This is a genomic window from Alcanivorax sp. NBRC 102024 (assembly GCF_001602235.1).
Lineage (GTDB): Bacteria > Pseudomonadota > Gammaproteobacteria > Pseudomonadales > Alcanivoracaceae > Alcanivorax.
In genome coordinates, this window is the sequence record NZ_BDAS01000005.1 from 180,037 (window position 1) to 206,373 (window position 26,337).

The 26,337-nt window shown below is 61.3% G+C and carries 22 protein-coding genes; 12 read left to right on the plus strand and 10 right to left on the minus strand.

All coding sequences use genetic code 11. From position 1 onward, the window contains the following. Positions 1-92: 92 nt before the first annotated feature. The 7 genes from A0251_RS10280 to A0251_RS10310 all read right to left on the minus strand — a co-directional run bounded on the left by A0251_RS10280 (position 93) and on the right by A0251_RS10310 (position 7,836). Complete coding sequence (locus A0251_RS10280) at positions 93-656, minus strand: cob(I)yrinic acid a,c-diamide adenosyltransferase (protein ID WP_062816751.1); 564 nt, start codon at positions 654-656, stop codon at positions 93-95. A 116-nt stretch (positions 657-772) separates the two neighbouring features. Next, positions 773-2,677 (minus strand): TonB-dependent siderophore receptor, encoded by a 1,905-nt coding sequence (locus tag A0251_RS10285; protein ID WP_062816752.1) that lies wholly within the window; start codon positions 2,675-2,677, stop codon positions 773-775. 220 nt (positions 2,678-2,897) lie between these two features. Beyond that, complete coding sequence (locus tag A0251_RS10290) at positions 2,898-3,776, minus strand: ketopantoate reductase family protein (RefSeq protein WP_062816753.1); 879 nt, start codon at positions 3,774-3,776, stop codon at positions 2,898-2,900. A gap of 160 nt (positions 3,777-3,936) precedes the next feature. Continuing rightward, entirely contained in the window at positions 3,937-4,887 is a 951-nt protein-coding gene (locus tag A0251_RS10295; protein ID WP_062816754.1) for a response regulator, read from the minus strand. 99 nt (positions 4,888-4,986) lie between these two features. After that, entirely contained in the window at positions 4,987-6,531 is a 1,545-nt protein-coding gene (locus tag A0251_RS10300) for an AmpG family muropeptide MFS transporter (protein ID WP_062816755.1), read from the minus strand. Positions 6,532-6,608: 77 nt separating this feature from the next. After that, positions 6,609-6,911, minus strand: a complete 303-nt coding sequence (locus tag A0251_RS10305; protein ID WP_062816756.1) for an MGMT family protein — start codon at positions 6,909-6,911, stop codon at positions 6,609-6,611. 163 nt (positions 6,912-7,074) lie between these two features. Then, positions 7,075-7,836 (minus strand): SDR family oxidoreductase, encoded by a 762-nt coding sequence (locus A0251_RS10310; protein ID WP_062816757.1) that lies wholly within the window; start codon positions 7,834-7,836, stop codon positions 7,075-7,077. Positions 7,837-8,196: 360 nt separating this feature from the next. Between A0251_RS10310 and groES the strand changes: the two genes are divergently transcribed. The 7 genes from groES to rimI all read left to right on the plus strand — a co-directional run bounded on the left by groES (position 8,197) and on the right by rimI (position 15,824). Next, positions 8,197-8,487, plus strand: coding sequence for a co-chaperone GroES (gene groES / locus A0251_RS10315; protein ID WP_062816758.1), 291 nt, complete (start codon positions 8,197-8,199; stop codon positions 8,485-8,487). A gap of 96 nt (positions 8,488-8,583) precedes the next feature. After that, positions 8,584-10,227, plus strand: coding sequence for a chaperonin GroEL (gene groL / locus A0251_RS10320; RefSeq protein ID WP_062816759.1), 1,644 nt, complete (start codon positions 8,584-8,586; stop codon positions 10,225-10,227). A gap of 340 nt (positions 10,228-10,567) precedes the next feature. After that, entirely contained in the window at positions 10,568-11,179 is a 612-nt protein-coding gene (rrtA, locus tag A0251_RS10325; protein ID WP_062816760.1) for a rhombosortase, read from the plus strand. A gap of 13 nt (positions 11,180-11,192) precedes the next feature. Further along, on the plus strand, positions 11,193-12,857 hold the full coding sequence (locus A0251_RS10330) for a DUF3592 domain-containing protein (RefSeq protein ID WP_062816761.1): 1,665 nt from the start codon (positions 11,193-11,195) through the stop codon (positions 12,855-12,857). 169 nt (positions 12,858-13,026) lie between these two features. Next, positions 13,027-14,574 carry a 2-isopropylmalate synthase gene (locus A0251_RS10335; RefSeq protein WP_062816762.1) on the plus strand — a complete coding sequence of 516 codons (1,548 nt, stop codon included), beginning with the start codon at positions 13,027-13,029 and terminating at the stop codon, positions 14,572-14,574. Between the two features lie 37 nt (positions 14,575-14,611). After that, a complete protein-coding gene (locus tag A0251_RS10340; protein ID WP_062816763.1) occupies positions 14,612-15,355 on the plus strand; it encodes a hypothetical protein in 744 nt (247 codons plus the stop codon). Continuing rightward, positions 15,345-15,824 carry a ribosomal protein S18-alanine N-acetyltransferase gene (gene rimI / locus A0251_RS10345; RefSeq protein ID WP_231874210.1) on the plus strand — a complete coding sequence of 160 codons (480 nt, stop codon included), beginning with the start codon at positions 15,345-15,347 and terminating at the stop codon, positions 15,822-15,824. Before A0251_RS10340 ends, rimI begins: the two co-directional genes overlap by 11 nt. 221 nt (positions 15,825-16,045) lie before the next feature. Here rimI and A0251_RS10350 read toward each other — a convergent pair whose 3' ends face one another. Beyond that, the gene (locus A0251_RS10350) at positions 16,046-16,465 is read right to left on the minus strand and encodes a hypothetical protein (RefSeq protein ID WP_062816765.1); all 420 of its coding nucleotides are present in this window, start codon (positions 16,463-16,465) and stop codon (positions 16,046-16,048) included. A 147-nt stretch (positions 16,466-16,612) separates the two neighbouring features. Between A0251_RS10350 and A0251_RS10355 the strand changes: the two genes are divergently transcribed. From A0251_RS10355 to A0251_RS10370, 4 genes are all read left to right on the plus strand, one after another. Then, positions 16,613-16,948, plus strand: a complete 336-nt coding sequence (locus tag A0251_RS10355) for a DUF2834 domain-containing protein (protein ID WP_062816840.1) — start codon at positions 16,613-16,615, stop codon at positions 16,946-16,948. Positions 16,949-17,030: 82 nt separating this feature from the next. Next, the gene (gene prfC / locus A0251_RS10360) at positions 17,031-18,614 is read left to right on the plus strand and encodes a peptide chain release factor 3 (RefSeq protein WP_062816766.1); all 1,584 of its coding nucleotides are present in this window, start codon (positions 17,031-17,033) and stop codon (positions 18,612-18,614) included. 451 nt (positions 18,615-19,065) lie between these two features. Continuing rightward, a complete protein-coding gene (locus A0251_RS10365; RefSeq protein WP_062816767.1) occupies positions 19,066-19,464 on the plus strand; it encodes an MmcQ/YjbR family DNA-binding protein in 399 nt (132 codons plus the stop codon). Positions 19,465-19,466: 2 nt separating this feature from the next. Next, entirely contained in the window at positions 19,467-19,769 is a 303-nt protein-coding gene (locus A0251_RS10370; RefSeq protein ID WP_062816768.1) for a hypothetical protein, read from the plus strand. A gap of 162 nt (positions 19,770-19,931) precedes the next feature. Here A0251_RS10370 and A0251_RS10375 read toward each other — a convergent pair whose 3' ends face one another. Further along, a complete protein-coding gene (locus tag A0251_RS10375) occupies positions 19,932-21,359 on the minus strand; it encodes a phospholipase D family protein (RefSeq protein ID WP_062816769.1) in 1,428 nt (475 codons plus the stop codon). A gap of 228 nt (positions 21,360-21,587) precedes the next feature. On the opposite strand from A0251_RS10375, the gene A0251_RS10380 reads away from it, so the two are divergent. Further along, a complete protein-coding gene (locus A0251_RS10380; RefSeq protein WP_062816770.1) occupies positions 21,588-24,209 on the plus strand; it encodes a DUF6351 family protein in 2,622 nt (873 codons plus the stop codon). 105 nt (positions 24,210-24,314) lie between these two features. Here A0251_RS10380 and A0251_RS10385 read toward each other — a convergent pair whose 3' ends face one another. Continuing rightward, a complete protein-coding gene (locus A0251_RS10385) occupies positions 24,315-26,123 on the minus strand; it encodes a beta-ketoacyl synthase (RefSeq protein WP_062816771.1) in 1,809 nt (602 codons plus the stop codon). Between the last annotated feature and the right edge of the window lie 214 nt (positions 26,124-26,337).

Genomic DNA, 26,337 nt, shown 5'->3' on the forward strand with positions numbered 1-26,337 from the left:
CATCATCAATCCGGGCTTACAGTGTAGCCTGGGCCTCTGCTTTTGCGTCAGGGTTGCACAATGTTTTCACAATGGCCGTTGCAACTTGTTCCTCAGCCTTTCGGCGTCCAAAGCGTCTCCGGTGATTCCTGGCGCAGATTGATCACCCGGGCCATCACGAATAGCAGATCAGAAAGGCGATTGATCAGAGCCAGGCTGACCGGATTGACGGCGTCTTCGTCGGCTTCCAGAAGGGCAACAAGGTGGCGTTCGGTGCGCCGGGCGACCGTGCGACAGTGATGGCACCAGGCGGCATCCGGGTGGCCCCCGGGGAGAACGAACTCTTTCAGCGGCGGCAGCTCCGCATTGAAGGTATCCGCCCGGGATTCCAGTTCCACCAGATCGTGATCGTCGATGACCCGGCGACCGGGGATCGCCAGCTCGCCACCGATATCGAACAGCAATTGCTGGGCCAGGCCGAGCACGGTATCCAGATCCGTATCCAGGGACCGGGCTCGCAGTACCCCCAGGGCGCTGTTCAGCTCATCCAGCTCACCCAGTACCTGAATGCGCGGATGCCATTTGCTCACCCGACTGCCATCGGCAAGCCCGGTGTCGCCACGGTCGCCGGTGCGGGTAATTACCCGGTTGATGCGGGTCTTGTCCTTGTCGCTCATGGTGGCTCCTGATGGGGGCGCGTATCACTCTTTTCCCGTTGGAGCCTTGCTTGCAAGGCGAAGCGTTAACCTCATTCGCCTTGCGAGCAAGGCTCCAACGGGGTTGGGGTATGACCTTAGAATTCCATGCCAAACGCGGCGCGGTAATGACGTTCCGGTAACGGATACAGCGTGGCCGTGTTTGTGGTGTTGCTGAAGTTACCGTAATCCACCACCTGGTGATCTTCCAGGTTGTAGACCCCGGCCTTGAGGTACATGGCCCGGTAGCGAGCAGTCAGCTGCAGGTCCGTGGTGCGGTAGTGGTCCAGTTTGCGGAAGCGGTTGTCCAGGTCCCCGTCGAACCGTCGATCCCCCACATAGCGGTGGCTGATCTGGGTGGACAGCCAGGACAGGGCCTGCCAGTCGGCAATCAGTTGCATCGTCTGTTCCGGCACCAGCGGGACGTCGTTGCGGTCGAAGGGGCCACCGTCGAAGCGGGCCTGCTGGGCGCTGGCATTGATGGTCAGCATCAGGTCCTTGTCCAGCCGCCAGCGGGAGTTGATGCTGACGCCCTTGTGCACGGTGCGATCTTCCAGGTTACGGTTGCTACCAAAGGCACCGACGGTTGGGTCGAAGACGATCTCGTTGTCGATCTCGGCCCGCCAGAAAGTCAGGGTGGAGTGCTGACGTCCCTGGGACCAGCTGGCCCCGGCGGTGTAGCCCTTGCCGGTTTGCGGATCAATGGGGGGATTGAAAGGACTCAGTTCATCCACATTGGCAATACGCACACTGCGCTGGGCGCCGGCGAACAGGGCCAGGTTGCCGGTGAAGGTATAGCGAATCCCGCCCTCGTACATTTCGCCGTCCTGCTCCTTGTCTTGTCCTTCGCCGCTAAGGGTGCTTTCCAGCTTGCGGGCCCCGGCGCTGACGGAAAGTTTCGGGGTCAGGCTGACCAGGTTGTGCAGATACCAGGCCCGCTGGCTCTGTTCCAGTTCCCGGTCACCGAAACTGGTCTGGCTGTCGTAGTCGTATTCGTTCAGATCCAGACCCAGGGTCCAGTTGTGCACTGCGCTACCGGTGGTGTGCTGACCTTCCAGTTTGGGGGTGACGCTGATGCTCTCAACCACGGTTTCCCCCACGCTGCCGCTGGAAACGTATTCAAACGCCTGCTGCTGGCGGCGTTTGCTGGCTTCCAGGGTCAGCGCGGTGTTACCGCGCAAGGCGATGCGCAGGCCCGGCATCAGCCAGTAATTGTCCTGTTCGGCATTATCGAAGGGAGTGTCGGTCCCCTGTGGGTCATTGCGAAATTGCGCGTCGGTGCGACCGCCGGGCAGGCCCAGTTCCTGGTCTTCGCCGCTGGCGGTGAAGTAGGCTTCGATACCTTCCTCCTGGTAGCGCACATCGGCGAAGGCGCTGTGATTGCGCACCGCGTTGTTGTCCCGGTACCCGTCGCTGTCCAGGGTGCTGATGGCCACGGCGCCGCTCAGGTTGCCCTGCTGGCCAGTGGCATAGCCGCTGCCGCCAAGGGTGCCATAGCTGCCGCCATTCACTTCCAGCCCGGCGCTGTTTTCATAGCGGCGGCGGGTGATGATATTGATCACCCCGCCCACGGCGCCATTGCCGTACAAGGCTGCACCCGCGCCAGGAAGGATCTCGATACGCTCAATGGCGGCCAGGGGAATGCCACTGAGGAAGGGGCTGGCCAGATCAATATTCGAGAGGCGGCGACCATTGAGCAGGATCAGGGTGTTCTGGTTGGCGGTGGCGCCAAAGCCCAGCAGGTCCAGGCTGGCCTCGCTGCCGTTAATGCCAAAGAGCTGACTGGCCTGCAGGCCGCCCACGGTATCCAGCACTTCCGTCAGGTTGCTGGCGGGCATGCTGGCCAGGGTTTCCCGGTCCAAGGTCAGGGTGCCGGTGGGCAGCTCCCCGGCCAGGCTGGGATGACTGGCGCCACTGACTTTTACCGCCTTGATTTCGTTATCAGCCAGGGTCAGGCCGCTGGAGGCAATCAGGCCTATGGCCAGAAGATGTCGAGGTTGCATCGGTGTTCCACGAATCCGGAGAAGTGCCCGCTACGATGGCGAAAAACCGCGTCTAATTCCAGTGCTGATGGGTAAAAGCCGCAGCGGTCGGGATGACTCAGAAAGGGTAGGGCGGGGGGCATTGAGGTTCGAGGTTCGAGAAGCGAGTTTCGAAGAGCAAAACCATGACCGCCGGGAAAGCCTGGTTGTCGCTTCTCGAACCGCATATTTCGTCACGGTTTTAGCGCACCGTTAGTGCCGTGACCACCTGCCTGTTGGCGGGAACTGCCAAGCCCAGTTTCTCTGCCTGCTTCACCAGCCAGCCATTGATGGCATCCACCTCCGTGGGAGCGCCCCGTTGCCGGTCAGCGCGCATGGAGGAGGTGTTGCCGGCGGTGGCCCGGGCCACGGCGAGCACATTGTCCATGGAATGACCGGGCCATGCCGGATCCAGGTGCTGCAGTATCTGATCTGCTTCCCGGCAAAGTTGCTGGGCCTGTTCGCGCAGGACCGGGTCGTCACTCACCCGGCCATTGGGCACATCGTGGAGGGCGGTCAACGGATTGATTACCGCATTGGCGACCAGCTTGTGCCACTGGCGCGGGCGGATATCGTCCTCCCAGTGCAGGTGGGCCCAGTGTTTGGCCAGGGTGGCAAACCAGTCAGGCGGGGGGCTGCTGCCACCCAGCCAGGTGGCATTTTCCGCCACCACGGTATGGGTGGGATGTTGCCCTTTGACGGCGCTGGTGGTGATCGCCTCCATCAGCTGACAGCCCGCTGGCAATAAACCGTCCAGGGCGCCGATGCCGTTCTGAAAACGCAATACCCGGGCGCCGTTATCGAGACGGTCAGCCACGGTCGCCATCGCCTGGCGGGTATATGGGGTTTTGACGGCTACCAGTAAATGGTCGATCCGGTCGGGCAGGGCGGCAGGCGCCAGCACAGGCAGTGAAAAGGCGTGCGGCTGTCCGTCCGGCAGCCAGAGCGTTTTTTTCAATGGCGAGGCGGTGGCGTCACGAATCACGGTGATCCGGTGCCCGGCCCGGGTCAGATACCAGGCCGCCAGCGAGCCCATATTGCCGGCCCCGAGCAAAAACCAGTGGGGAAGAGTGTGTGGCATGGTGTCCAACCGCAAAGAATGGTTTTGTACCACAGCCGGCACAGAGAGCACAGAGATCGGGGAGATTGTTGTCGGCGGATGGCCGTGAGCGGCAATATCAGATTGGAAGCGGGAACCGGGTGTCGACGCTCAAATCGGGACGCGGTGGGGCGGCGTCAAGTCACACGTTGGCGGTGGCCGAGACAATGCGTCGTTCGCTGAGGGACTGATCCAGCTCCACCAGGGCCTGGTCGAACATCTGCTCGGCACTGCCATGGCCTTCGGAGGCAGCGATTGCCATGCTTACCTGCAAGCTCAGAAAGCCGGCAGCGGTCTGGTAGGCCCGGTGGTTGAGCCCTTCATACAAGCGCCGGAAACCGGTGGGATCGCAATGGCTCAACTGGGGTTGCCAGGTGATCAGGGCAAACTGGTCGGTCTGCAACCGGCAGAGATGATCCATGGGACGCACCGACTGGCGCAGGCGCCGGCTGAACGCCAGGACCCCCTGCTGCATTACCTTGTCGCCCCGCTGGGCACGCAGGGCCTCGAAGTCTTCCAGGCGCAGCATCAACAGGCAGGCGGCGCCGCCCCGTTTTTCTGCCTGCTTGAGGGTATTCTGCAGGGCGCGCAGGGCGTCCTGGCGATTACCGAAACCGGTGAGGGGATCGATGAGGGCGTGGCGTTTGAGCTGACGGTTTACGGTCAGCATGCGCTGGTAGTCGGTTTGTATGCGGTTGTGACGCTGAATGATCCGGTCTGCCGCCATCACCCGGTGATGCAGTTGCTCGGTCATGGCGGATTTGGACACAAAATCGTCCACGCCCTGGTCAAAGGCCTGTTGCAAGGCCGCCACGCCTTCGCGGGCGGTGAGTAGCAGCACATAGGTGTAGCGATTGCTGGCTTCGTCGTTTTGACGAATGCGACGGGTCAATTCCAGGCCGTCCATGCCGGGCATCAGCCAGTCCGCCACCACCAGGTCGGCGGGTTGTTCGGTCAATTGGCCGAGAGCGTCCTGGGCGCTGTGGGCGTGGCGAATGCGGGTATAACCGGCAGTGGCGAGGGTACGATTGACCACCGCCGCCGAGAAGCGGGCATCGTCCACCACCAGAATATCGAGTTCCGAGTCACTCATCCGTGTGTTCTTATTGTTGTTTTTTGTAAGTGTCCACTATAGCCGGTTTGTCAATTGATTGAAAAGTATACTGTCTCCCTGCCGGGTCGGGGCGCAGCCTTACTGCCGGAAGGCCTCATGGCGCTGGATCAGATAGATCAATCCCAGCACCGGCACGCCCATCAGACTGGCCAGCAGGAAAAAACCGGGATAACCCAGATTATCCACCATGCTGCCGGAATAGCCGCCAATGGTTTTGGGCAGGAGCGTCATCAGGGAGCTGAAAATGGCGTACTGGACGGCGGTGAACGACACATTGGTCAGCTGGGAGAGGAAGGCCACAAAGGCGGCGCTGGCCAGGCCAGCGGTCAAGTTATCGGCAGAGATCACCGCATACAAAATGCGGATATCGTGGCCCGCGAAGGCCAGCCAGAGAAACAGCAAATTGGTGGCCACGGTCAGGAATGCCCCCAGGTAGAGCACGCGTATGACCCCGTGTCGGACCGCCAGCAGCCCCCCCAGAAAACCGCCTGCGATGGTCATAAACAACCCGAAGGTTTTTACCACCCCGGCAATCTCGGTTTTGGTAAAGCCAATATCTTCAAAGAAGACATTGGAAATCACCCCGAGAACAATATCCGAGATGCGATAAAAACCGATAAACACCAACAGCAGTAACGCCAATCGTTTGCCGTAACGCTGGAAGAAATCTCTCACCGGTTCCAGGTAGCTCTCGGTGACCAGACGCTTTTCATACAACGGTGTCAGCGAGAGGGCCTTGATTACCACGGCAACCGTCAGAATGGCCAGGGTAAGGCGAAGTGTCTCCACGATCAGCCCGGACAAGACCCCATTGTGGAGAAGGTCAGTCAGGGTGGTGCGCAGGGCCGTGGCGAGCTCGGCGGTCATGACGTAGACGCTGATAAATGTGGCAATACCGGCCACAAAGATGGTCAGGAATTTCAGGTATTGGCTGCTGCTGTACTGGTAGGGCGATGTTCTGGGATTGTCAGGCTCACGAATAATCAAGGTGGTAATGGCGCCAACCAGCATGGTTAGGGCCATTAACGCATAGGTGGTTTGCCAGGCGGGATAACTGTAGGCCTCGCTGGTTGAGCCCAGCCAGCTTGCCAGTACCAGGGAGCCGGCACCGGAGGTGAGCATGCCTATCCGGTAGCCGGCGATATAGGACGAGGACATCAGCGCCTGTAATTCTGCCCCGGCAGACTCGATGCGATAGGCATCAATGACAATATCCTGCGTGGCTGCGGTAAACCCGAGCATTACCACGGCAAAGGCCATCAGATTCAGCGCGCCGGGTTGTGTGGGATCCACCAGAGAGATACTGAAGACGGAAATGGCCACCGTGGCCTGGGCTACCAGCAGCCAGGCGCGACGGCGTCCCAGCCAGCGTGTCAGGCCGGGGATGGGTAAGCGGTCAATCAGCGGCGCCCAGAGAAATTTGAAGGAATAGGCCAGCGCGGCCCAGCTGAAGTAGGTGACGGTGGAGCGATCAATGCCCGCCTCGCGAAGCCACAAGGATAACGACGAGAAGATCAGGAGTAACGGAATGCCTGCAGAAAACCCGTAGAAGAACATGGTCACTACACGGGGGTGCAGGAAGGCTTTCAGGGATTGCTGCCAACTGGTCGATTGTGGGGGCATAAGTCTCTTGGCGGATGTTGCCGATGGGCGAAGGGCTCATCATAGACACTTTGTCCGCAAGGAGCGATGCGGGGGCATTACCGGCCCAGGAAATACTGGCGGGGTACCCGGCCGCTCAGGACGGTGACATTTTCGTTGCGCAGTCGCTGTACCTGTTCTTCCCCTGCCGGCGTGCCTGCCAGTGCTATCCGGCCGTCTCCACGCAAGACCCGGTGCCAGGGCAGACGGGTGTCGCTGGGCAACTGGCTCATCAGCCGACCCACAAACCGGGCATGGCGGGGAAAGCCCGCCTGCCGGGCCACGGCGCCATAGCTGCTCACCGCGCCAGACGGAATGGCGGCAACAATCTGGTAGACGGCGTCTCGGAATGCAGGGTCCATGGGGGGAGCATTGCGTGCAAAGCAGGATGCTGCAACCTGAAATCAGGCAGTGGCGTAGAAACTAGCTTGGCCTGGAGCAAGGCGAGTAACGAGAAGCGGGTTTCGAAACGCAGTCACTCTGTTCTGCGGGGCCTGTCGTTACTCGTTACTCGAACCTGGTGTGTTACCGCAACCCGCCATCCATATCGATACAACGGCCGGTGAAGTAATCGGTCTCGAAAATAAAGGCCACGGAGCGGGCGATGTGTTCCGCTTCACCCAGACGCTGCAGGGGCACGGCCTGAATCAGGCGTTCACGGGCTTCCGGCTTCATGGCGGCCAGCATGTCGGTGTTGATGGTGCCGGGGGCCACGGCGCCGGTACGGATGTTGTAGCGAGCCAGTTCCTTCGCCCACACCTCGGCCAGGGCAACCACCCCGGTCTTGGCGGCGGCATAGTTGCTCTGGCCGAAGCTGCCCTGGCGAGCCAGGGAGGAAATGTTGACGATGACCCCTTCCTCGACACCCAGCTCCAGCATTTTGGCTGCCGCTTCGCGACCACACAGGAACACGCCGGTCAGGTTCACGTCGATCACCGCCTGCCATTGTTGCAGGCTCATCTTGCTGACCACTTCTCCGTCCTTGGCCTTTACCAGCAGACCATCGCGGGTGATGCCGGCATTGTTGACCACACCGTGCAGGGTGCCGAAGTCGGCCACCACATCATTGAACAGTTTCTCTACCTCTTCCTCCTTGGCCACATTGGCCAGGTAGGCACGGGCTTCACCGCCAGCGGCTTCGCAGGCCGCCACAGTGGCGTCCAGGTCTTCCTGGCTAAGGTCCACGCAGGCCAGGCGGGCGCCCTTGCCGGCAAAGTAGGTGGCAATACCCCGGCCCAGGCCTCGGCCGGCGCCGGTGACAACAACCACTTTCTGCTTCAGATCCATGGTGATTCCTTGCAATGTCGGTTCACGATGGCCCGGATTATGGTGGGCAGCCCCGGTCGGGCCAATGACCGGATTGCTCAGAGACTCGCAAAAACGGCAAACGGCACGCCGGGGCTACCTTGTCCGGCAAAGTATTTTTCTTCGCCGCCCCCTTGAAACCCGGGGCTGCGGCCCCACTCCTGTGTCCTGCAGGCGGTCGCGGGACCGGCGCTTTCAAAGGTCACATTCCCTATTGACTGCTCTGGCATCATTACTATGATTAGCACTCGACTCGTTAGAGTGCTAATTGCGACTGTCGAGCCCTGCCCGCTGGGGAAGCGGCTCGGGTGTCAACCGAACTAACTGGGAGTTTAAGGAAAAATGAGCATCCGTCCTTTGCATGATCGCGTGCTGGTTCGCCGTGAAGAGGAAGAAACCAAGACTGCTGGCGGTATCGTGCTGCCCGGTTCCGCTGCCGAGAAGCCGTCCCGCGGCGAAGTGATCGCAGTGGGTAACGGCAAGATCACCGATAGCGGTGATGTACGTCCGCTGGACGTGAAAGCCGGTGACAAGGTGATCTTCGGTCAGTACGCCGGTAACACCGTGAAGGTGGACGGCGAAGAACTGCTGATCATGAGCGAATCCGAAATTCTGGCCGTGGTCGAAGGCTAAGCGCTGAAGACCGGGTACGAGAGCCAAGAAAGAACACGAACGCCCGCAAGGGTATTCACCCCATTCCGGGGTAAAGATTTGCAGAGGTAAAGAACCATGGCGAAAGAAATTCTGTTCCGTGACGAAGCCCGTCAGCGTATGGCCAAAGGCGTTAACATCCTGGCCGACGCGGTCAAGGTAACCCTGGGCCCGAAAGGCCGTAACGTGGTACTGGAAAAATCCTTTGGCGCGCCTGCCATCACCAAGGATGGCGTATCCGTAGCCAAGGAAATCGAACTGGAAGACAAGTTCGAGAACATGGGCGCCCAGATGGTGAAAGAAGTGGCGTCCAAGGCCAACGACGAAGCTGGCGACGGCACCACCACCGCCACCGTGCTGGCCCAGGCGTTTGTTAACGAAGGCCTCAAGTCTGTCACCGCCGGCATGAACCCCATGGACCTGAAACGCGGTATCGACCAGGCTGTGGCCGCCGTGGTGGAAGAGCTGAAGAAGCTGTCCACCCCGTGTGACAACACCAAGAGCATCGAGCAGGTGGGCACCATTTCCGCCAACGCCGATAAATCCGTCGGTGAGATCATCGCCCAGGCCATGGAAAAAGTGGGCCAGGAAGGTGTTATCACCGTTGAAGAAGGCCAGTCCCTGCAGAACGAGCTGGACGTGGTTGAGGGCATGCAGTTTGACCGCGGTTACCTGAGCCCCTACTTCATCAACAACCAGGAGAAGATGCAGGTCGAGCTGGAAGACCCCTACATCCTGCTGGTGGACAAGAAGATCTCCAACATCCGCGAGCTGTTGCCGGCCCTGGAAAATGTGGCCAAGGCAGGCAAGCCGCTGCTGATCATCGCCGAAGACATCGAAGGCGAAGCGCTGGCGACCCTGGTAGTGAACAACATGCGCGGCATCATCAAGTGCGCCGCCGTGAAAGCGCCGGGCTTCGGTGACCGTCGCAAGGCCATGCTGCAGGACATCGCCATCCTCACCGGCGGTACCGTGATCAGCGAAGAAGTGGGCCTGAGCCTGGAAAATGCGTCCCTGGAAGATCTGGGTACCGCCAAGAAAGTGAACATCGACAAGGAAAACACCACCATTGTTGATGGCGCTGGCCAGCAGGCTGATATCGATGCCCGCGTGGAGCAGATCCGCAAGGAAATCGAGAACTCTTCTTCTGACTACGACAAGGAAAAACTGCAAGAGCGCGTGGCCAAGCTGGCCGGCGGTGTTGCGGTGATCAAGATCGGTGCGGCCACCGAGATTGAAATGAAAGAGAAGAAAGCCCGTGTGGACGATGCCCTGCATGCGACCCGTGCGGCGGTAGAAGAGGGTGTGGTACCGGGCGGCGGTGTGGCCCTGGTTCGCGCTCTGGCCAACGTCGGCACCATCAAGGGTGACAACGACGAGCAGAACGCCGGTATTGCCCTGACTTTCCGTGCGCTGGAAATGCCCCTGCGTCAGATCGCCTACAACGCCGGCGCTGAAGCTTCCGTGATCGTACAGGAAGTGCGTAACGGCAAAGGTAACTACGGTTACAACGCGGCCACCGGTGAATACGGTGACATGCTGGAAATGGGTATCCTGGATCCTGCCAAGGTAACCCGTTCCGCACTGCAGGCAGCGGCCTCCATCGCCGGCCTGATGATCACCACCGAAGCCATGGTGGCGGACAAGCCGGAAGAAAACGGCGGTGGCGCCCCGGATATGGGCGGCATGGGTGGAATGGGCGGTATGGGCGGCATGATGTAAATCATCCCCCTCGTCACACGCTCCACAGAAAACCCCGCCTTGTGCGGGGTTTTCTTTTATGGGGCATCTGTCCTGAACCCACCGTAGGAGCGCCGCTCGCGGCGCGATAACCAGCTCTGGACCAAAAGCACTTTTACCACAGAGCGCACAGAGATCACCGAGCAAACCTGTTCTTTTACTCGGTGATCTCTGTGCGCTCTGTGGTAAATCTGTATTTTCAGACTTTGGGTTATCGCGCCGCGAGCGACGCTCCTACAGGGAGGCTGTTGGGGCTCGGCTTGGGTTGCACCTTCTATTGCCGCCTCCCCATAATGTCTGCTCTCTTTCAGCCGGTACCTCCATGCAACCCAGAGACAACAAACTCCGCCTGCACTTCGCCCTGATGGTGATCCTCATGGTGGTGTTGGGTCTGGCCCATGCATGGGTTAACCCCTGGCTGGGGTTTGACCGTGGGGCCATCGAGCAGGGTCAGATCTGGCGGCTGCTGACCTGCCATCTGGTGCATCTCAATCACTGGCATATGCTGCTCAATCTGGCCGGGCTGGTGCTGTGCGGTTATTTCTTCACGGACCTGCTGGATCGAGGGCGTTTCTGGGGCTGGCTGCTGTTCTGTGGGTTGGCAACCGGCCTGGCGTTGTATTTTCTGGATACCGGTTTACAGCACTATGTGGGCCTGTCCGGTATTCTTCATGGCTTGCTGGTTTTCTGTCTGTTAATCGGCTGGCGGGGTAACCCCTGGTTGCATTCGCTGGTGTTACTGGTGATCGCCGGGCGCATTGTCACTGAGCAGCAGGCAGGCTATGACGTGGATTATCTCCGTAGCTGGATCGACGGGCGGGTTTATGTGAATGCCCACCTGTACGGTGCCCTGGCCGGAGTATTGTTGTTTGGGGGAATCACCGGTGTCGAATACCGCAGAAAAAACAGAACAGGACACGCAGAAAGACGATAAGGGATCAGGGTGTATGACCATCCTGTTTCCCGGAGTTTTCCTGGTGGCAGGCCTGGCGGTGATGTTCTTTGTGGGACTCAAACCCGTCTTTCAATACTGGCAGTCCGGTAGCTGGGACAGGGTGCCGGCCACCGTGCTTAGCAGTACTCTCAATCGCAGTTATTCTGACGGTTCCACCACTTACAGCGTCAGCGCCCGCTATCGTTATGACTATAACGGGCGAAGCTACGCCAGCGATACGGTGAGCCAGTATGGCGGCAGCGATAATTTCGACGATTACTGGCAGCGTCTGGCCCGCCGTCTGGAGTCGGCTCGCACCCACGGACGCACTGTCTTGGCCTGGGTCAACCCGGCGAATCCCTCCGAGGCGTTTCTGGATCGCACTCTGCGTTGGGGCTCACTGGTGTTTGGCCTGGCCTTCGGTGGTGTCTTTGCCTTGGTGGGCGGCGGCCTGATGTTTCTGTTTAACCGGGACAGCAAGGGCAAGGCCGAGCTGGCAGATGGCGGCCAGTACCACAGCAATGAGAAATCCGGTCACTGGTTTCTGGTGGGGTTTGGCGCCATTTTCATCCTGCTGCCGTCGCCAGCGTATCTGGCTGTCTGGGACAAGGTCAGCCGGGGTGACTACGCGATTCTGATGGTGCTGCTGTTTCCCGCCGTGGGCGCCGGCATTGCCTGGGCAGGCTGGAAAATGCGCCGTAATTACCGGTTTTTCGGCCCCACTCCCCTGGAGCTTGACCCGGAGCCGGGCCATGCCGGGGGGCAGGTGGGTGGCGTCATCCGCCTGGGCAAGGCACTGCCCCGGGAGACGGACATGGACGTATGGCTAAGCTGTATCCGTGGCCGGGAAAGCGGCAGCGGCAAGGACCGCAAGACCGTGGAAGACATTCTCTGGCAGATTGACCAGCGGGCCTTTTGCCAGCCCACCCAGCAAGGCAGTGATATTCAGTTCTGTTTCGATGTGCCGGCGGAGCAGCCACCGACCTCCGGGAGTGGCCGCAATTATATCTGCTGGCGCGTAGAGCTGGAGGGCAGGGTAGAAGAGCGCAAGCTGAAACGCAGCTGGGATATCCCGGTGGTGGCAGGGCAGGGGGAAAGCCGTTTCCGTCTGCCGGAATCCCATGTCATGGCCGACCAGCGCGAGCGTCAGGTGGACGCGCTGGAGTCCGCCAACGAACAGATCCGGGTGGCGCAGACCGGCCAGGGTCTGCACCTGGAAAGTCGTCCGGGCCGACACCTGGGCATGAAGCTGGCGCTACTGGTGTTTGGGGGTATTTTCGCCGCCGTGGGCACCGGGCTGTTTATCGCTGCCGCCAGCGAAGGTTTCATGCTGTATGTCATGGGCAGCATCTTCGGGTTGATTGGCTATGCCATTGTCGGCAGCACCCTCTTTACGCTGGGGCGCGGACTGGATGTGTGGATTCGCGGTGGCGAAGTGCGCAGCCTGCGCCGCTGGCTGGGTGTGCCCCTGTTTACCCGCAAGGGACAGCTGCTTAGGGCGGAGCAGGTCGTGCTCAAGAGTGGCATGAGCAGCACCACCAATGGCCGCCGCACCGAGTACATGACGCTGATCGCCGAGGTGGATGGCAAAAAGATTCGGTTGGCAGAGGGAATCGCCGGGCGAGAGGCGGGAGAGGCCCTGCGTGAAGCCGTGCTGCGCACCCTGCGACTGGTGTAGAATTCAGGGAAACCCCAACGACAAATCACCGTAGGAGCCATGCTCGCATGGCAAAGAGGCTTCGGGTTGGCAACTGTGTGGCAGGAAACTTGCCACCGTCGTTCGCCCTGCAAGCATAGCTCCTACAGCTCGGTGAGCTGGATGGCTCACCCGCCAGAGAGAGACCCCGATGAGCAAAGAACGCCTGATTATTTTCGATACCACCCTGCGCGATGGCGAGCAGAGCCCCGGCGCCACCATGGACCAGGACGAGAAGCTGCGTATCGCCAAGGCCCTGGAACGGATGAAGGTGGATGTGATCGAAGCCGGCTTCGCCATCGCCAGCCAGGGGGACTTTCTGTCGGTGAAGGCCATTGCCGACACCGTGCGCGAATCCACCATTTGCTCCCTGGCCCGTGCCAAGGCGTCGGATATCGACCGGGCGGCAGAAGCCCTGGCCGGGGCAGAATCCGGGCGCATTCATACCTTCCTGGCGACCAGCCCGATCCATATGCAGCACAAGCTGCGCTTGGCGCCGGATCAGGTGGTCGAGCATGCGGTGGCGGCGGTAAAACATGCCCGCAATCATATGGGGGATGTGGAGTTTTCCTGTGAGGATGCGGGCCGTTCCGAGCTGGATTTCCTGTGCCGCATCATCGAGGCAGTGATCGATGCCGGCGCCACCACCATCAACATCCCTGACACAGTGGGCTATGCCATTCCCGAGCAGTTCGGTGACACCATCGGCAAGCTGCTCACCCGCATTCCCAACGCGGACAAGGCGGTGTTCTCTGTCCATTGTCACAATGACCTGGGGTTGGCGGTGGCCAATTCACTGGCCGCCGTCCAGGCCGGTGCCCGGCAGGTGGAGTGCACCATCAACGGTCTCGGTGAGCGGGCGGGGAATGCCTCACTGGAAGAAATCGTCATGGCGGTCCGTACCCGCCAGGATCTGTTCAACGTGGACACCGGCATCAACGCCAAAGAGATCGTGCCCACCTCGAAAATGGTGTCGCAGATCACCGGCTTCCCGGTGCAGCCCAACAAGGCCATCGTCGGCGCCAACGCGTTCGCCCACGAGTCCGGTATCCACCAGGACGGGGTACTCAAACACCGGGAAACCTACGAGATCATGTCCGCCGAGGATGTGGGCTGGCATACCAACCGGATGGTGCTGGGCAAGCATTCCGGCCGCGCTGCCTTCCGCGCTCGCCTGGACGAGCTGGGCATCACCTTTGCGTCGGAAGCCGCCATGAACGAGGCCTTCCAGCGCTTCAAGGATCTGGCCGACAAGAAGCACGAAGTGTTTGATGAGGACCTGCAGGCGCTGGTCAGCGATACCAAGAAAGCCGCCGAAGAAGAACGTTTCAAACTGGTGCTGCTGGAAGCCACGGCGCGCACCGGCGAAACCCCGGAAGCACGTATCGTGCTGACCATTGATGGTCAGGAGCGTGAGGCCACCTCCACCGGCGCCGGTCCCGTCGACGCGGCCTTCAAGGCCATCGAGATGCTGGCGGAAAGCCACAGCACCCTGCAGTTGTATTCGGTGAACGCGATTACCGCCGGCACCGACAGCCAGGGTGAGGTAACGGTGCGGCTGGAAAAGGGCGGGCGAATCGTCAATGGTCACGGTGCCGATGTGGATATCATCACTGCCTCGGCCAAGGCCTACCTGAATGCGCTGAACCATTTTGCGGCGGGCCTGGAACGGGCCCACCCGCAGGCGGCGGATGTATGAGTCTCTGGTCGGACATCCGACCGGTGCGGAGCGCCCTATGAATGAAGCCCAGCGACAACATTACCTGAAAGCCCTGGGGCTGACCCCCTGGGTGGCCCGGTCCCCGTTGCCGGGTGCGGCATCGTCGCCGCTGCTGGACTGGGACGAGGAAAACGATCAGCCGGTGACGCCGGCGGCATCGCCAGCAGAGGCTGCACCTTCTCCGGCACAGCCGCAGACCGCGGCGCCGGTGGTCAGCGAGGCACCGGTTGCGACGGCTCCACAAAGCCAGAGCCCGGAAGCCCCCACGGAGGCCCCGGAGCCCGTTTCGGCGGCACCCGCGGTCGAGAAAGGCAGGGGGCTGACCTTTACCCTGGAGGCCCATCTTGGCGGTGATACCTGGTTGCTGTGCGCCCAGGAAGACAGCCAGGCACCGGGGCTGGGGCGGTTTGAAGCGCCGCTGATGGCCAACCTGCTGGCGCTGTTTCAGGCGCGCCCCCAGCGTCCGCGACGTTTCTTCTGTCCGCTGACCGACCAGCCCATGCCGGCAGCAGAAGCCTCACAGGCCCTCTCGGCGTTTATTGCTGGCCTCTGTGAACAGGCTGGTGGCGAGCGGGTGCTGCTGTGCCTGCCGGACAGCCTCTGTGATGCCCTGTTTCAGCAGCCTCGCTATCAGCCCTTCCAGCTGGGGGGCCGACCGGCGCTGGTGGTCAGTAGCCTGGCGGAAATGCTGGCAGAGCCCGCCGAGCACAAGAAGGCCAGCTGGCAAGCCATGCAGGCCAATGGTTTCCATGGCGAGTGAGCCCGCCCGCGAGGAGCTCATCCGCGCCATGGAGCTGGAAGATCTGGATGCGGTCATGGCCATCGAAACCGCGGCCCAGTTGACTCCCTGGAGCAGCGCCCACTTTCGCGATTGTCTGGGCAACGACAACTATCTGTGTCAGGTGGCCACCGTGGACGATGTGCTGGTCGCCTTCCTGATCCTCTCGCGCATCCTCGACGAAACCCATGTGCTCAACATTACAGTGGCGCCCGCCTGGCAACGCCGAGGTATCGCCCGAAGGATGTTGCAACAGGCCCTGGCGTCCGCCCGGGCCGATGCCATGTCGGTGGTATATCTGGAGGTGCGCGAAAGCAATCAAAGCGCCCAGGCACTGTATCGTCAGCTGGGGTTTGAGGTCTGTGGTGTGCGCAAGAATTATTACCGCAGGGGAGAGGGCCACGAGAATGCGGTACTGATGCAATGCCTGCTCTCCGGCGGGCATAAATAACAAGCTACGAGCTACGCTCGCTGGATAGGGAAAGGTTCCTTGGGCATTGGCATTTCAACGAAGCTCCTACAGAAAGACCATAACCCTCGCCAAGGCTCGAATCGCGCCGCCAGCGGCGCTCCTGGATTCGGTGTTGTGACGTTGAGCGCGGGCATGGCACGATTCGATTAGTACGGCCCAACCCGCCTTGCAGCGTGTAGCTTGAGGCTTGCCGCTTCTCGTTATTCCTGGATCGGCATCCAGCCGTTTTCGGAATCCCGGAAGGTGATCACGCGCTGGCGCTGGAAAGTATCGCCCTTCTTGAAGTTGCCGTGCTCCATGCGCAGGGCACTAAGGGTCATGATCATGGCAAAGCGATCCATGCCGGACAGGTCTTCCTGGCCCTTGATCTGGTCGGTGTAGCCGCTCAAATCCTCTTTCGCCTTCAACTGGTAATCCACCTCTAACGTGTAACGGCCATCACCATCGTCGTAACCATTGCGCTTTTCCACATCGGTGACCGCCAGCAGGCCGGCCAGGTGGGCATTGTCCAATTCCGCCTCCAGTGCGTTGCGGGCATCACCCGCATCCGGGGTACGGCTGCAGGCCACCAACAGCGTGGCAAGAAAGAGGGCAGCGAAGGCGCGAAGATAAACGGGCATGGTCAGGCATCCTTGTTGTTCTGGAACCGACACTCTAGCACTGCTTTCCGCTTGCCCTGAAGTGTTTGGGAGCCTGCAGTAGACACTCGAGAGTAAATCCACAAGGATACGGTTATCACGGAAGACCTGTTAATGAGGACCAAGCCTGTGTCAGAGAAACTGTTTCGTCGATTGTTATTGCTGGTGGCACTGAGTTTTAGCGCGGTGTTTGCGGTGCTGATCATTCCACCGCTGCTGGCCAACCCGGACATTATCGCCGCTGCCGCCGGGGGGTTTGTGAATCCTTTTGCCGCGGGCTATGCCACGGATGTGATTCTGTGCTGGGTGGTGCTCGCCATCTGGGTGATCTTCGAGCGCCAGCGCTACCAGATTCGCGGTGGCTGGCTGGCGTTGCTGCTGGGGGTGGTGCCCGGGGTTGCGGTGGGCTTTGCCCTCTATCTGCTGATGCGCCAGCGCCAGCTCAAGGGCTCCGGTATCGTCTGACAGCGCGGTGCTACCCGCTGATACGGATTCGCAAGGCTGCTATACTCGCGCCTCGCAAATATCCAGTCAGAGTCGGAACCCCATGAGCCTGCAAGACCAGGTGGCCAAGCGCCGCACCTTCGCGATCATTTCGCACCCGGACGCCGGTAAAACCACCATTACCGAAAAGCTGCTGCTGTACGGAAACCTGATCCAGAGCGCCGGTACCGTTAAGGGCAAGAAGTCCGGCAAACACGCCACCTCCGACTGGATGGAGATGGAGAAGGAGCGGGGCATTTCCGTGACCACTTCGGTGATGCAGTTTCCCTACAAGGGGGCCACGGTCAACCTGCTGGATACCCCCGGCCACGCCGACTTCTCCGAAGATACCTATCGCACCCTCACCGCCGTCGATTCAGCGTTGATGGTGATTGATGCCGCCAAGGGCGTGGAGGAGCGGACCGTCAAGCTGATGGAAGTGTGTCGCCTGCGTGACACGCCGATCCTGACCTTCATCAACAAGCTGGACCGGGATGTCCGCGACGGCATTGAAGTGCTGGATGAAATCGAGGACGTGCTCAAGATCGAGTGCGCCCCGGTGACCTGGCCCATCGGTATGGGCAAGAGCTTCAAGGGCGTCTATAACCTGCTCACCGACACCACCGTTCTCTACAAGACTGGCCAGGGCCACACCGTGCAGGACGTGCGCGAAGTGAAAGGGCTGGACAATCCTGAGCTGGACCAGGCCGTCGGCGCGGACTACGCGGAAGAACTGCGCGAGACACTGGAACTGGTGCAGGGTGCCAGCCACGAATTCGACCTGGAGCGTTTTCTGGCCGGCAAGCTGACCCCGGTGTTCTTCGGTACCGCCCTGGGCAACTTCGGTGTGGATCACATGCTTGATGGTCTGGTGAACTGGGCGCCGCCGCCCCAGCCCCGGGACGCCACCGCACGTACGGTGGCCGCCGACGAACCCAAGATGACCGGCTTCGTGTTCAAGATCCAGGCGAACATGGACCCCCGTCACCGGGACCGTATTGCCTTCATGCGCATTTGTTCCGGCAAGTACCAGAAAGGGATCAAGCTCAAACAGGTACGCACCGGCAAGGACGTGCGCATCCCCGATGCGTTGACCTTCCTGGCCGGTGAGCGGGACAACGTGGATGAGGCTTTCTCCGGCGATATCATCGGCCTGCACAATCACGGCACCATCCAGATCGGGGATACCTTCACCGAAGGGGAAGAACTGGCCTTCACCGGCATTCCCCACTTCGCCCCGGAACTGTTCCAGCGCGTGGTGCTCAACGATCCCCTGAAGAGCAAGCAGCTGCACAAGGGGCTGACCCAGCTGGCGGAAGAGGGGGCCACCCAGGTGTTCTTCCCGCTGCGTAACAACGACGTGATTCTCGGCGCCGTGGGCACCCTGCAGTTCGATGTGGTGGCAGCGCGGCTGAAAGGCGAATACGGCGTGGATTGCCGCTATGAGCCGGTGAGTGTGGCCACTGCCCGCTGGATCGAAGCCGACAGTGATAAAGAGCTGGCGGCCTTTGAACGCAAAGCTTATGACAACCTGTCCCGCGATGGCGCCGGTCACCTGACCTATCTGGCGCCGACCCGGGTGAACCTGCAGCTGGCCCAGGAACGCCATCCGGAGATTCTGTTCCGCGAAACCCGGGAAATTTCCTGATAACGGGGCGCATGCCTGCCCCATCGCGAGCCTGCGGCGTGCCAGTTCCGGGGCGCCAATGGGCTTGCGGTGGTGTTTTGAGCATGGCTTTCATGGCGCGAGGCTGTTCATCGGGTGACATTATTTTTCATTAACCCGGGCATTCCCCGCTGCAGGGTTGTCGCGATCCTTTCCGCAAGCGGGTAAACTCTCGGCCTGTTTCGGCCCCACCTCACAAGGGTACTGTCGAAGCTCAAGACCCCGGCTACCCGCCGGGGTTTTTTATTGGGCGGATGCGCCCGGGGCCCGGGCAACATGCTCATCAGTGCCCACCTGTTGTTCCGGTGCAAACGACCGGTTGTGCGGTAGGCGGTGGGTAACAGGGGCGGTATCATCTCCATGGCCGTTGCTGCCAACGCGACACGGACAGGCGACGGTTTCTCAATGGCCGGCCAACCAGGACACCGGAATCATGGACGTAAAAGCCGCTGAAGCCTACCTGCTGAGCAAGCCGGAAGCGCGCAAGGATTTTCCCTTTGGGCCGGATGTGGCGGTCATGAAAGTCCGTGACAAGATGTTCGCGACGCTGAGTGAAGAGCAGGGCCAAGGGCGCATGAATCTCAAGTGCGACCCGGACCAGGCCCAGGCGCTGCGGGATATTTTCGCGGCGGTGACTCCCGGTTACCACATGAACAAGAAACACTGGAATACCCTCAAGCTGGATGGCTCCATCCCGCGCGGGGAAATCGAGCGCATGATCGACCATTCCTACGCCCTGGTGGTGGGCGGCTTGCCGAAAAAAGTGCGCGAAGGCATGGCGGTCCGGCACGGCCGTGAGGCACTCTACGGACAACAGGAACAGGAGCGTTAACGGTGGCAGTGATTATTGGTGGTCTGATCGTTATCTGGCTTGGCCTTGGCATGGGCGGCGCCGTTCTGCGCTGGCTGGGCATTGAGCTGCATTACCCGGCTCGGTTGGCGGCCCCCTTGTTGCTGGCAGTACTGGAGACCGTGCTGTTCCTGGTGTTTGTACCCGGCACCGACCTGCTGCCGGAAACCTCGGGCTGGCCCATGGCCGGCGGCCTGGTTGCCGCCGCCTGGTTGATCAATGGAGCGGTCTCTGGCCTCGACTGGCACCGCAACCGCCCGGTGAAAGAATCCTCGGCGACGGAATAGATCCTCGTTTTCTGTAGGAGCGTCGCTTGCGGCGCGATAACCCAGCGTATGGAATCGCGCCGCAAGCGACGCTCCTACTGGGGCCTTTGCGATTACAAAGAACGCGCCTTGTTTTTCCTCAGTGTCCTCTGTGCCCTCTGTGGTAAAAAAATCGCCTTTGCCCTAGAAACTGCTCCACCCGGTAAACTCCATTACCCGATACACCCAGTACTTCCAGCTTGCTTCGTCCGCGTACACCCCGTAATCGGTACTGTGCTTCTCCCCGTCACGATTGTCCCAACGTCTGGCAAAGGCGGATCGGGCATTCACCATGAACGCGTGATCCGTTTTCGCCAGCACCCGCACGCTGCTTTCCAGGTTCAGGTTGTCCAGATTGCGGCGGGTGAAATTGGCGGAGCCGATGATCACTTCCGAGCGTTCAGCGCCTCTGCGCAACAACATCTTGGTATGGCACTGCTCGCCCTGGGTGTTGCACCAGCGCACTGTAATGCCCGCTGCATGGAGTTCTGCGCCCACCTGGCGGTTGGGGATGCCGTTTTTCTGGCGGCCGAATGCATCCTTGTTGGGGTCCAGCAGCACGCGTACGGCAACGCCTCGCTCATGGGCTGCCAATAGCGCCTTCACCAGGGGACGGTGGGACAGGTAGAACACCGACACATCCAGCGCTTCACCGCGCTGGCTGCGGGACACGGCGGCCAGCAAGGCGTCACGGATGGCGCCCTCGGTGAGTACCTGCAGCTGGGCGGCGGTGGTGTCCGCTGTGGGACCGGTGGGGACGGGGGGCAGATCCGGGAGCGGAACGCCTGCCATGCGAACCACCGCCAGTTCGCTGTCCAGCAGTTCCGCCACGGCCGGGCCCTGGAAAGTGAGGCCCAGATTGCTGTGGGCACTGCTGGCGTCGTGGGGGTTGGCGGTGGTGACCAGAGCGGTCCACCGGTCGCCTTCATCCACCACCAGGGTCTTGCGGTGGTTGGCCTTGAAATTGAGCAAGGTCAGGTAGCTGCGCAGGGTGACCTGGCCGGGCCCCATGGGGTTGGGCAGCCAGCCCCCCTCGTTGCTGTTGCCCAGCCACTGACAGCAGATCCGCCAGATCCCGGACCAGCTCGGATTGGAGTCGCGTAACCGTGGCAGGGGCGTGGTGGCCACCACCACCCCGGCGTTTTCCAGGCGCTCCAGGTGCTCGCTGTGCAGGCCGCCGTAGAGGGTGTTGATGGGATCGGTGATCATGACAACGGGTAGATCCGGTTGCTGCTGTTTCTTGGCCACCAGTGCCCGGGTCAGCTGCTCGGACAGGGGCCGGTAACTGGCATCATCGGCGCCCTGAAAGGCGTTGAACAAGAACATGTCCACCACCACCAGTTGCCGGGCCTGTTCGATCAACCGCAGGGCCTCGTCGAAAATGCGCTGACGCATGCCCCGGCCGCCATCGGCGGTTTCCCAGGTGTCATCCACCAGCAGATTCAGCCCCATGGCAGGGAGCAGCGGTGATTCATGGGCGAGACCGTCCGGCAGGGGTTTGTACCGGTGCCAGAGGGCGGTGCAGGCGATCAGCGCCAGCAGCAAGAGCAGGGCAAGTTTCAGTCGGATCATGGGCGGTCCATCCAGAGGTTGCGGCTACCTTAACAGCCTGGCTCGTGGGGCTGAACCTTGGCGGATTATAGTGTGGTACATTCGTGCAACATTCTGCAAAGAATGTCCCCTCCTGTTAACTATCGCGCAACCGCACATCAACAGTAAGTCGGCCCCCGGTCCTCGAGAATGGGTTAACACTGATGTTAATAACAATAAGCCGGTCAGCGCGCCGGCCTGGAGTCTCCCATGAAATCCCTGTCTCGTTTGCTGGCGGCCGTCCTGGTAGCCCTGTTGGCGGCTTGTGGTGGTGGCGGTTCGTCGTCGCCGGCGGCCAGTAATCCGGTTCCGAATACCCCCGATCCGGACCTTCCCGAAACGCCGCAGGCGGGAGAAGGCGATATCCGTGTGCTGTCCAATCGCGCGGACCTGATCAGCGGCGGTGATGCCCTGGTGGAAATTACGGTAGACGATAGCGCCCTGTTGAGCGGGGCAAAGGTCATGCTGGGTGATCGGGAGGTGACCGAGCACTTGACGACAACCAGCGAGGGCACCCTCAAGGGCTTGCTGGAAGGCATGGCGCTGGGGGCCAACACGGTCACCGTGGTGCTGGCGGATGCGTCGGTGCTGGAGCGGCAGATCATCAACCACCCCAACGGCGGTCCGGTGTTTTCCGGGCCCCAGCTGCAGCCCTGGCAGTGCACCAATGAACAGGCGGTGGATGCCCAGTGTAATCAGCCGCCGGAATACACCTTTCAGTATGTGCCGGCCAACAAGCTGGAAAACCTGCTGACCAACTTTGATCCGGAAAACCCCGGCTTGCCGCAAGCCTTCCAGCCCTACGACCCGGCAAATCCGCCTGCCGATGACAGCATTGCCCGCATTACCACGGATGAAGGTATGGAAATGCCCTTTATCGTGCGCATGGAAGAAGGGGTCATGAATCGTGACCGTTACCTGATCATGACGCTCTATCAACCGGATCAGCCCTGGACCGCCCTGGACCCGCAACCGCAATGGAACGGCAAGCTGCTGATTCATCATGGCGGTAACGTGGGCGTCAGTTATGGCATGGGGGAGGTGCCCCGTGGTGATATCGCCGGCACTGCCCCCGCGGGCGCCGAGCTGTTGCTGGGTGACAGCATCACTACCGCCCTGGCGCGGGGGTTCATGACCCTGTCCACGGCCCAGGCCAACCTGGGGCATAACGCCAATCTGGCAACCGCGGCGGAGTCCCTGATGATGGGGAAAGAGCGGATCATCGAACAGTATGGGGAAATCCGTTACACCATCGGCACCGGTTGTTCCGGTGGTTCCATTACCCAGCACCACGTGGCCAATGCCTACCCGGGCATTTATCAGGGCCTGATCGTGCAATGCTCCTACCCGGATGTCTGGACCACCGCCACCCAGTTCGCGGATTACAACCTGCTCAGTAATTACTTCGGCAACCAGCTGCCTACCGATCCGCAAGGGTTTCAGGAGGTGGTTACCTCGCTGCTGACCTCCGGGGTGATTCCGGCCGCGCAGTGGTCCGCCTTCTATGGCCACTTGCCGTTGAATCCGGTGGTGTCCGACCTGGCATTCTTCCCGTCCGCCTACCCGGACCAGGAGGATTGTCCGGGTCTGCAGGAAGGGGTGGCGGTCTATGACGCCGAGTCGCAGCCGGACGGACTGCGTTGCGGCTTGCTGGATTACATGATCAACCAGTTTGGGCCCCGTGAACCGTCGGTATGGACCCGCAATGAACAGCTGCTCGGTCGCGGTTTTGGTGGTATTCCGCTGGATAATGTGGGCGTCCAGTATGGGTTGAAAGCATTGCAGAACGGGGTGATCAGCGGCGAACAGTTTCTCAAGGTGAATCGGGAAATCGGCGGTTTGAGTGTGGATATCGACTATCAGGCCGAGCGCACCGTGGCGGACCCGCAAGCCTTGCGAAATGCCTATCGGACCGGCGCCATCAACACCGCTGAGCATCTGGCCAATGTGCCGATCATTGATCTGCGTGGCCCGGACCCGGGCATTGCCCATGACGCCTACCATTCCTGGCAGATGCGTGCGCGGCTGGAGCAGACCCAGGGACACGCCGATAACCATGTGATCTGGTATGGCCCGGCGCCGCTGTTTGGCGATTCGGTTTTCACCACCGAAGCCCTGCTGGTCATGGACCTGTGGCTGTCCGGCATCGAGCAGGATGCCACGGCCACGCCGGTGGCCGAAAAGGTGATCGCCAACAAGCCGGTTTATGCCCGCGACCGGTGCCTTTCCGTGTCGTCCCTGTTCGGCCCTGAAGGTCCCATCGTGCCGCTGACCGGCAATCTGTTGTACCCGGACCCGATCCTGCCGGGGCTGGATCTGTCCCTGCTGCCGCCGGCACCGGCGGAAGCCGGGGTGGTGGTGGATGCGCTCACCGGTCAGGTATGTGGTCTGGATATCAGCGCGCTGCCGGTGGTGTCCGAGCTGCCGGTGCTGGGTGAGTTACTGGGCACCCTGGGTGAGTTGCTGGCACCGCTGACCGATCCGGTTCTGGGCCTGCAACAGACCGTGGTGCAGACCCGTTTCGGGACGCCACGGACCGTGGCCGGTGACAGCATCCAGACCCTGACCAACAAGTGCCAGCTGAAACCGGTGGATCCGGCGGATTACCCCACGGTGCTGGATCCGCAGGCTTTCGCGGACCAGGTGGCGGAGATCTTCCCGCAGGGCGTCTGCGATTACAGCAAGCCCGGCGAGGGGACCATGCCTACCCGGACCTGGTTGCAGTACGGTGATGCGCAGCAGGTCATTTACGGCGGTGCCCCCTTGGCTGATGGTATGGCCACCCGTCCTCAGGGCTGGGCGTCGCCGGCCTTCCAGGTGGAGATTCGCTGATTTTCAGTCGCTGGGGATGCTGAGTGACGAGTTGCGAAGACCGGGAAAGGTTTTCGTAACTCGTAACTTATACCTCGTTACTCACCCTTTCCCATCCGAGTAGCGCTAGAGATTGATTTGGTAAGCCGCCAGGCCGTTGTCGTCGTCAAAGGGCATGGTGGTGCCGCCATTGAGTTGCATCGCATCCCCGGTCAGCGTCACCGCTTCATCTCCCATTACCCCCTCGTTAAACCGGTATACCGGTTTGGGGGCTTCGTGCAGGCAGCGGTCGCGGAAACGGCTCTTGGCCTGCAGCACCGTGTCACGGGCAGTTTGCCAATGGCTGATGGCTTTGCTGCCATGGCGTTGTTGCAGCATGGCCTCGGTGACCCGAGCGGACAACGCCACAGCAGTGGCGTTGTTGCCTCCAAACCCCTTCGAGTTGATCAGGCTGGCTTGCAAGTCGTCGCGCGGGACGTGGTCCATGGCGAAGTCCAGGTGCTGGCGGTGCACATCACTGGCAATGTGGTCGATGGTGCGGATGCCCGGCAATATCCCTTGCGCGAAGCTACCCAGCGTCGCGGCCAGCTGGTCGCCGCCGGCACTGCCCAGGGAGTGTCCCACAAACGCCTTGATGGCCGTCACCGGCCACTGGCGGACACCGAAGGCCTCGGCCACCCGGTCCAGAATCACCGATTCGGTGACCCGGTTCTGGGGGGTGCCGGTACCGTGGGCATGAACAAAGCTGTGCTCGCGCAGGCCCTTGTCGCCGATCAGCTGACGGGTCAGGGCGGCGGCTTTACCCACGGTCAGGTAGTTACCCACGCCGGGGGCGGAAATGGATTTCTTGGCCCCGTCCGCATGGATAAACACATCCGGTACGGCGCCGAGAATATCGGCACCCAGTTCCAGGGCCAGGGCATCATCCATCAGCACGGTGAACTGGGCGGACTCGGCCATGGTAAAGCCGCAGTTGTCGGAAAACGGCCGGCAAGCGCGGCGCACATCTGCTTGTTGGGCACCGTCCAGAGCGGCCAGGTCCTGGTCTTCTGCCAGCGCACCCATGGCCCGGTACCCTTCCATGACTTCTGCCACCAGCGGGGCTTCGCTGGTGCCGACGATGGCCACCCGTACCTTGCCGCTGCGAATGGCCTGCACCCCTTTTTCCAGGTTGTAGAGGAAGGTGGCGCAGGCGCCCAGCATGCCGCCGGTGGTACCCACCGAGTGCAGCACATAGGCATTGAGAAAATCCGCGGTCATCTCGCCCAGCCCCAGCGGCACCTGTTTGGAGGTGATGCGCTGGCCATTGGGCGGAAAGCGCATGACGCCGCCCAGGCCATTGTCGTCCAGCTGGGACATGGCGTTGCTGGCGTAAACGGCGACCTGATCCGGGCGCACCTTGCCGGCCACGGTGGCCCAGTCCATGCCCAGATCCCCCAGCGCATCACTGATACCGAAGATGGCCATCTGCAGGGCCCGGGGGTGGTTGCGCGAGGCATACAGGGCGCCGGGGTCGAAGCCATCCGGCAATTGCCCGGCAGCGCTGACCCGGCGCGGACCGTCATGGGGAACACGCAGATCCAGCCCCGCGGGCAGGGTGACCTGGCAGCGGCGCTTGTCGATAGGGGAGACCTGCCAGCCAGCGGGTAGCGGGTCAGGCAGGTCCATGTTGCGCATTTCCAGGGTAACGGGAATGTCGCTGGTGCCGCTGATGGCGGCGTGGAGACGGTGGGAGTCGGGCAGGGCGCGAATCAGCGTGGCGGCCAGCTGCTGGTCCATGCTGCGGCCGGTCAACTGGCCCAGCGAACGCAGGGTGTCCTGGCGGCCGGCATCCGGCAGGGCGTCAAATACCAGCCGTTGAAAGCCGAAATGCAGGGCGCTGCGGCCGGCCGCATTGATGCCGCCCATGGCGGTGATCACGGGTAATGCTGTCATGGTGCTCCCGGGCCTGCGCCCAATCCAAAACGGTGACTAGCCGGTCAGGGTACAGATGAAACCCTGTTTTGCGTATACGACGGAGGGCGAATCCGGTCAGGAAAGTGCAACAGAATTTGAAAGTGAAAGCGGATGTTTCAGGAGCGGGGACTGTTGATAGTCGATGGCGAATGCGGTTCCGGCGGTCGGTGGTGAGGAATCAAGGGGATCGCGA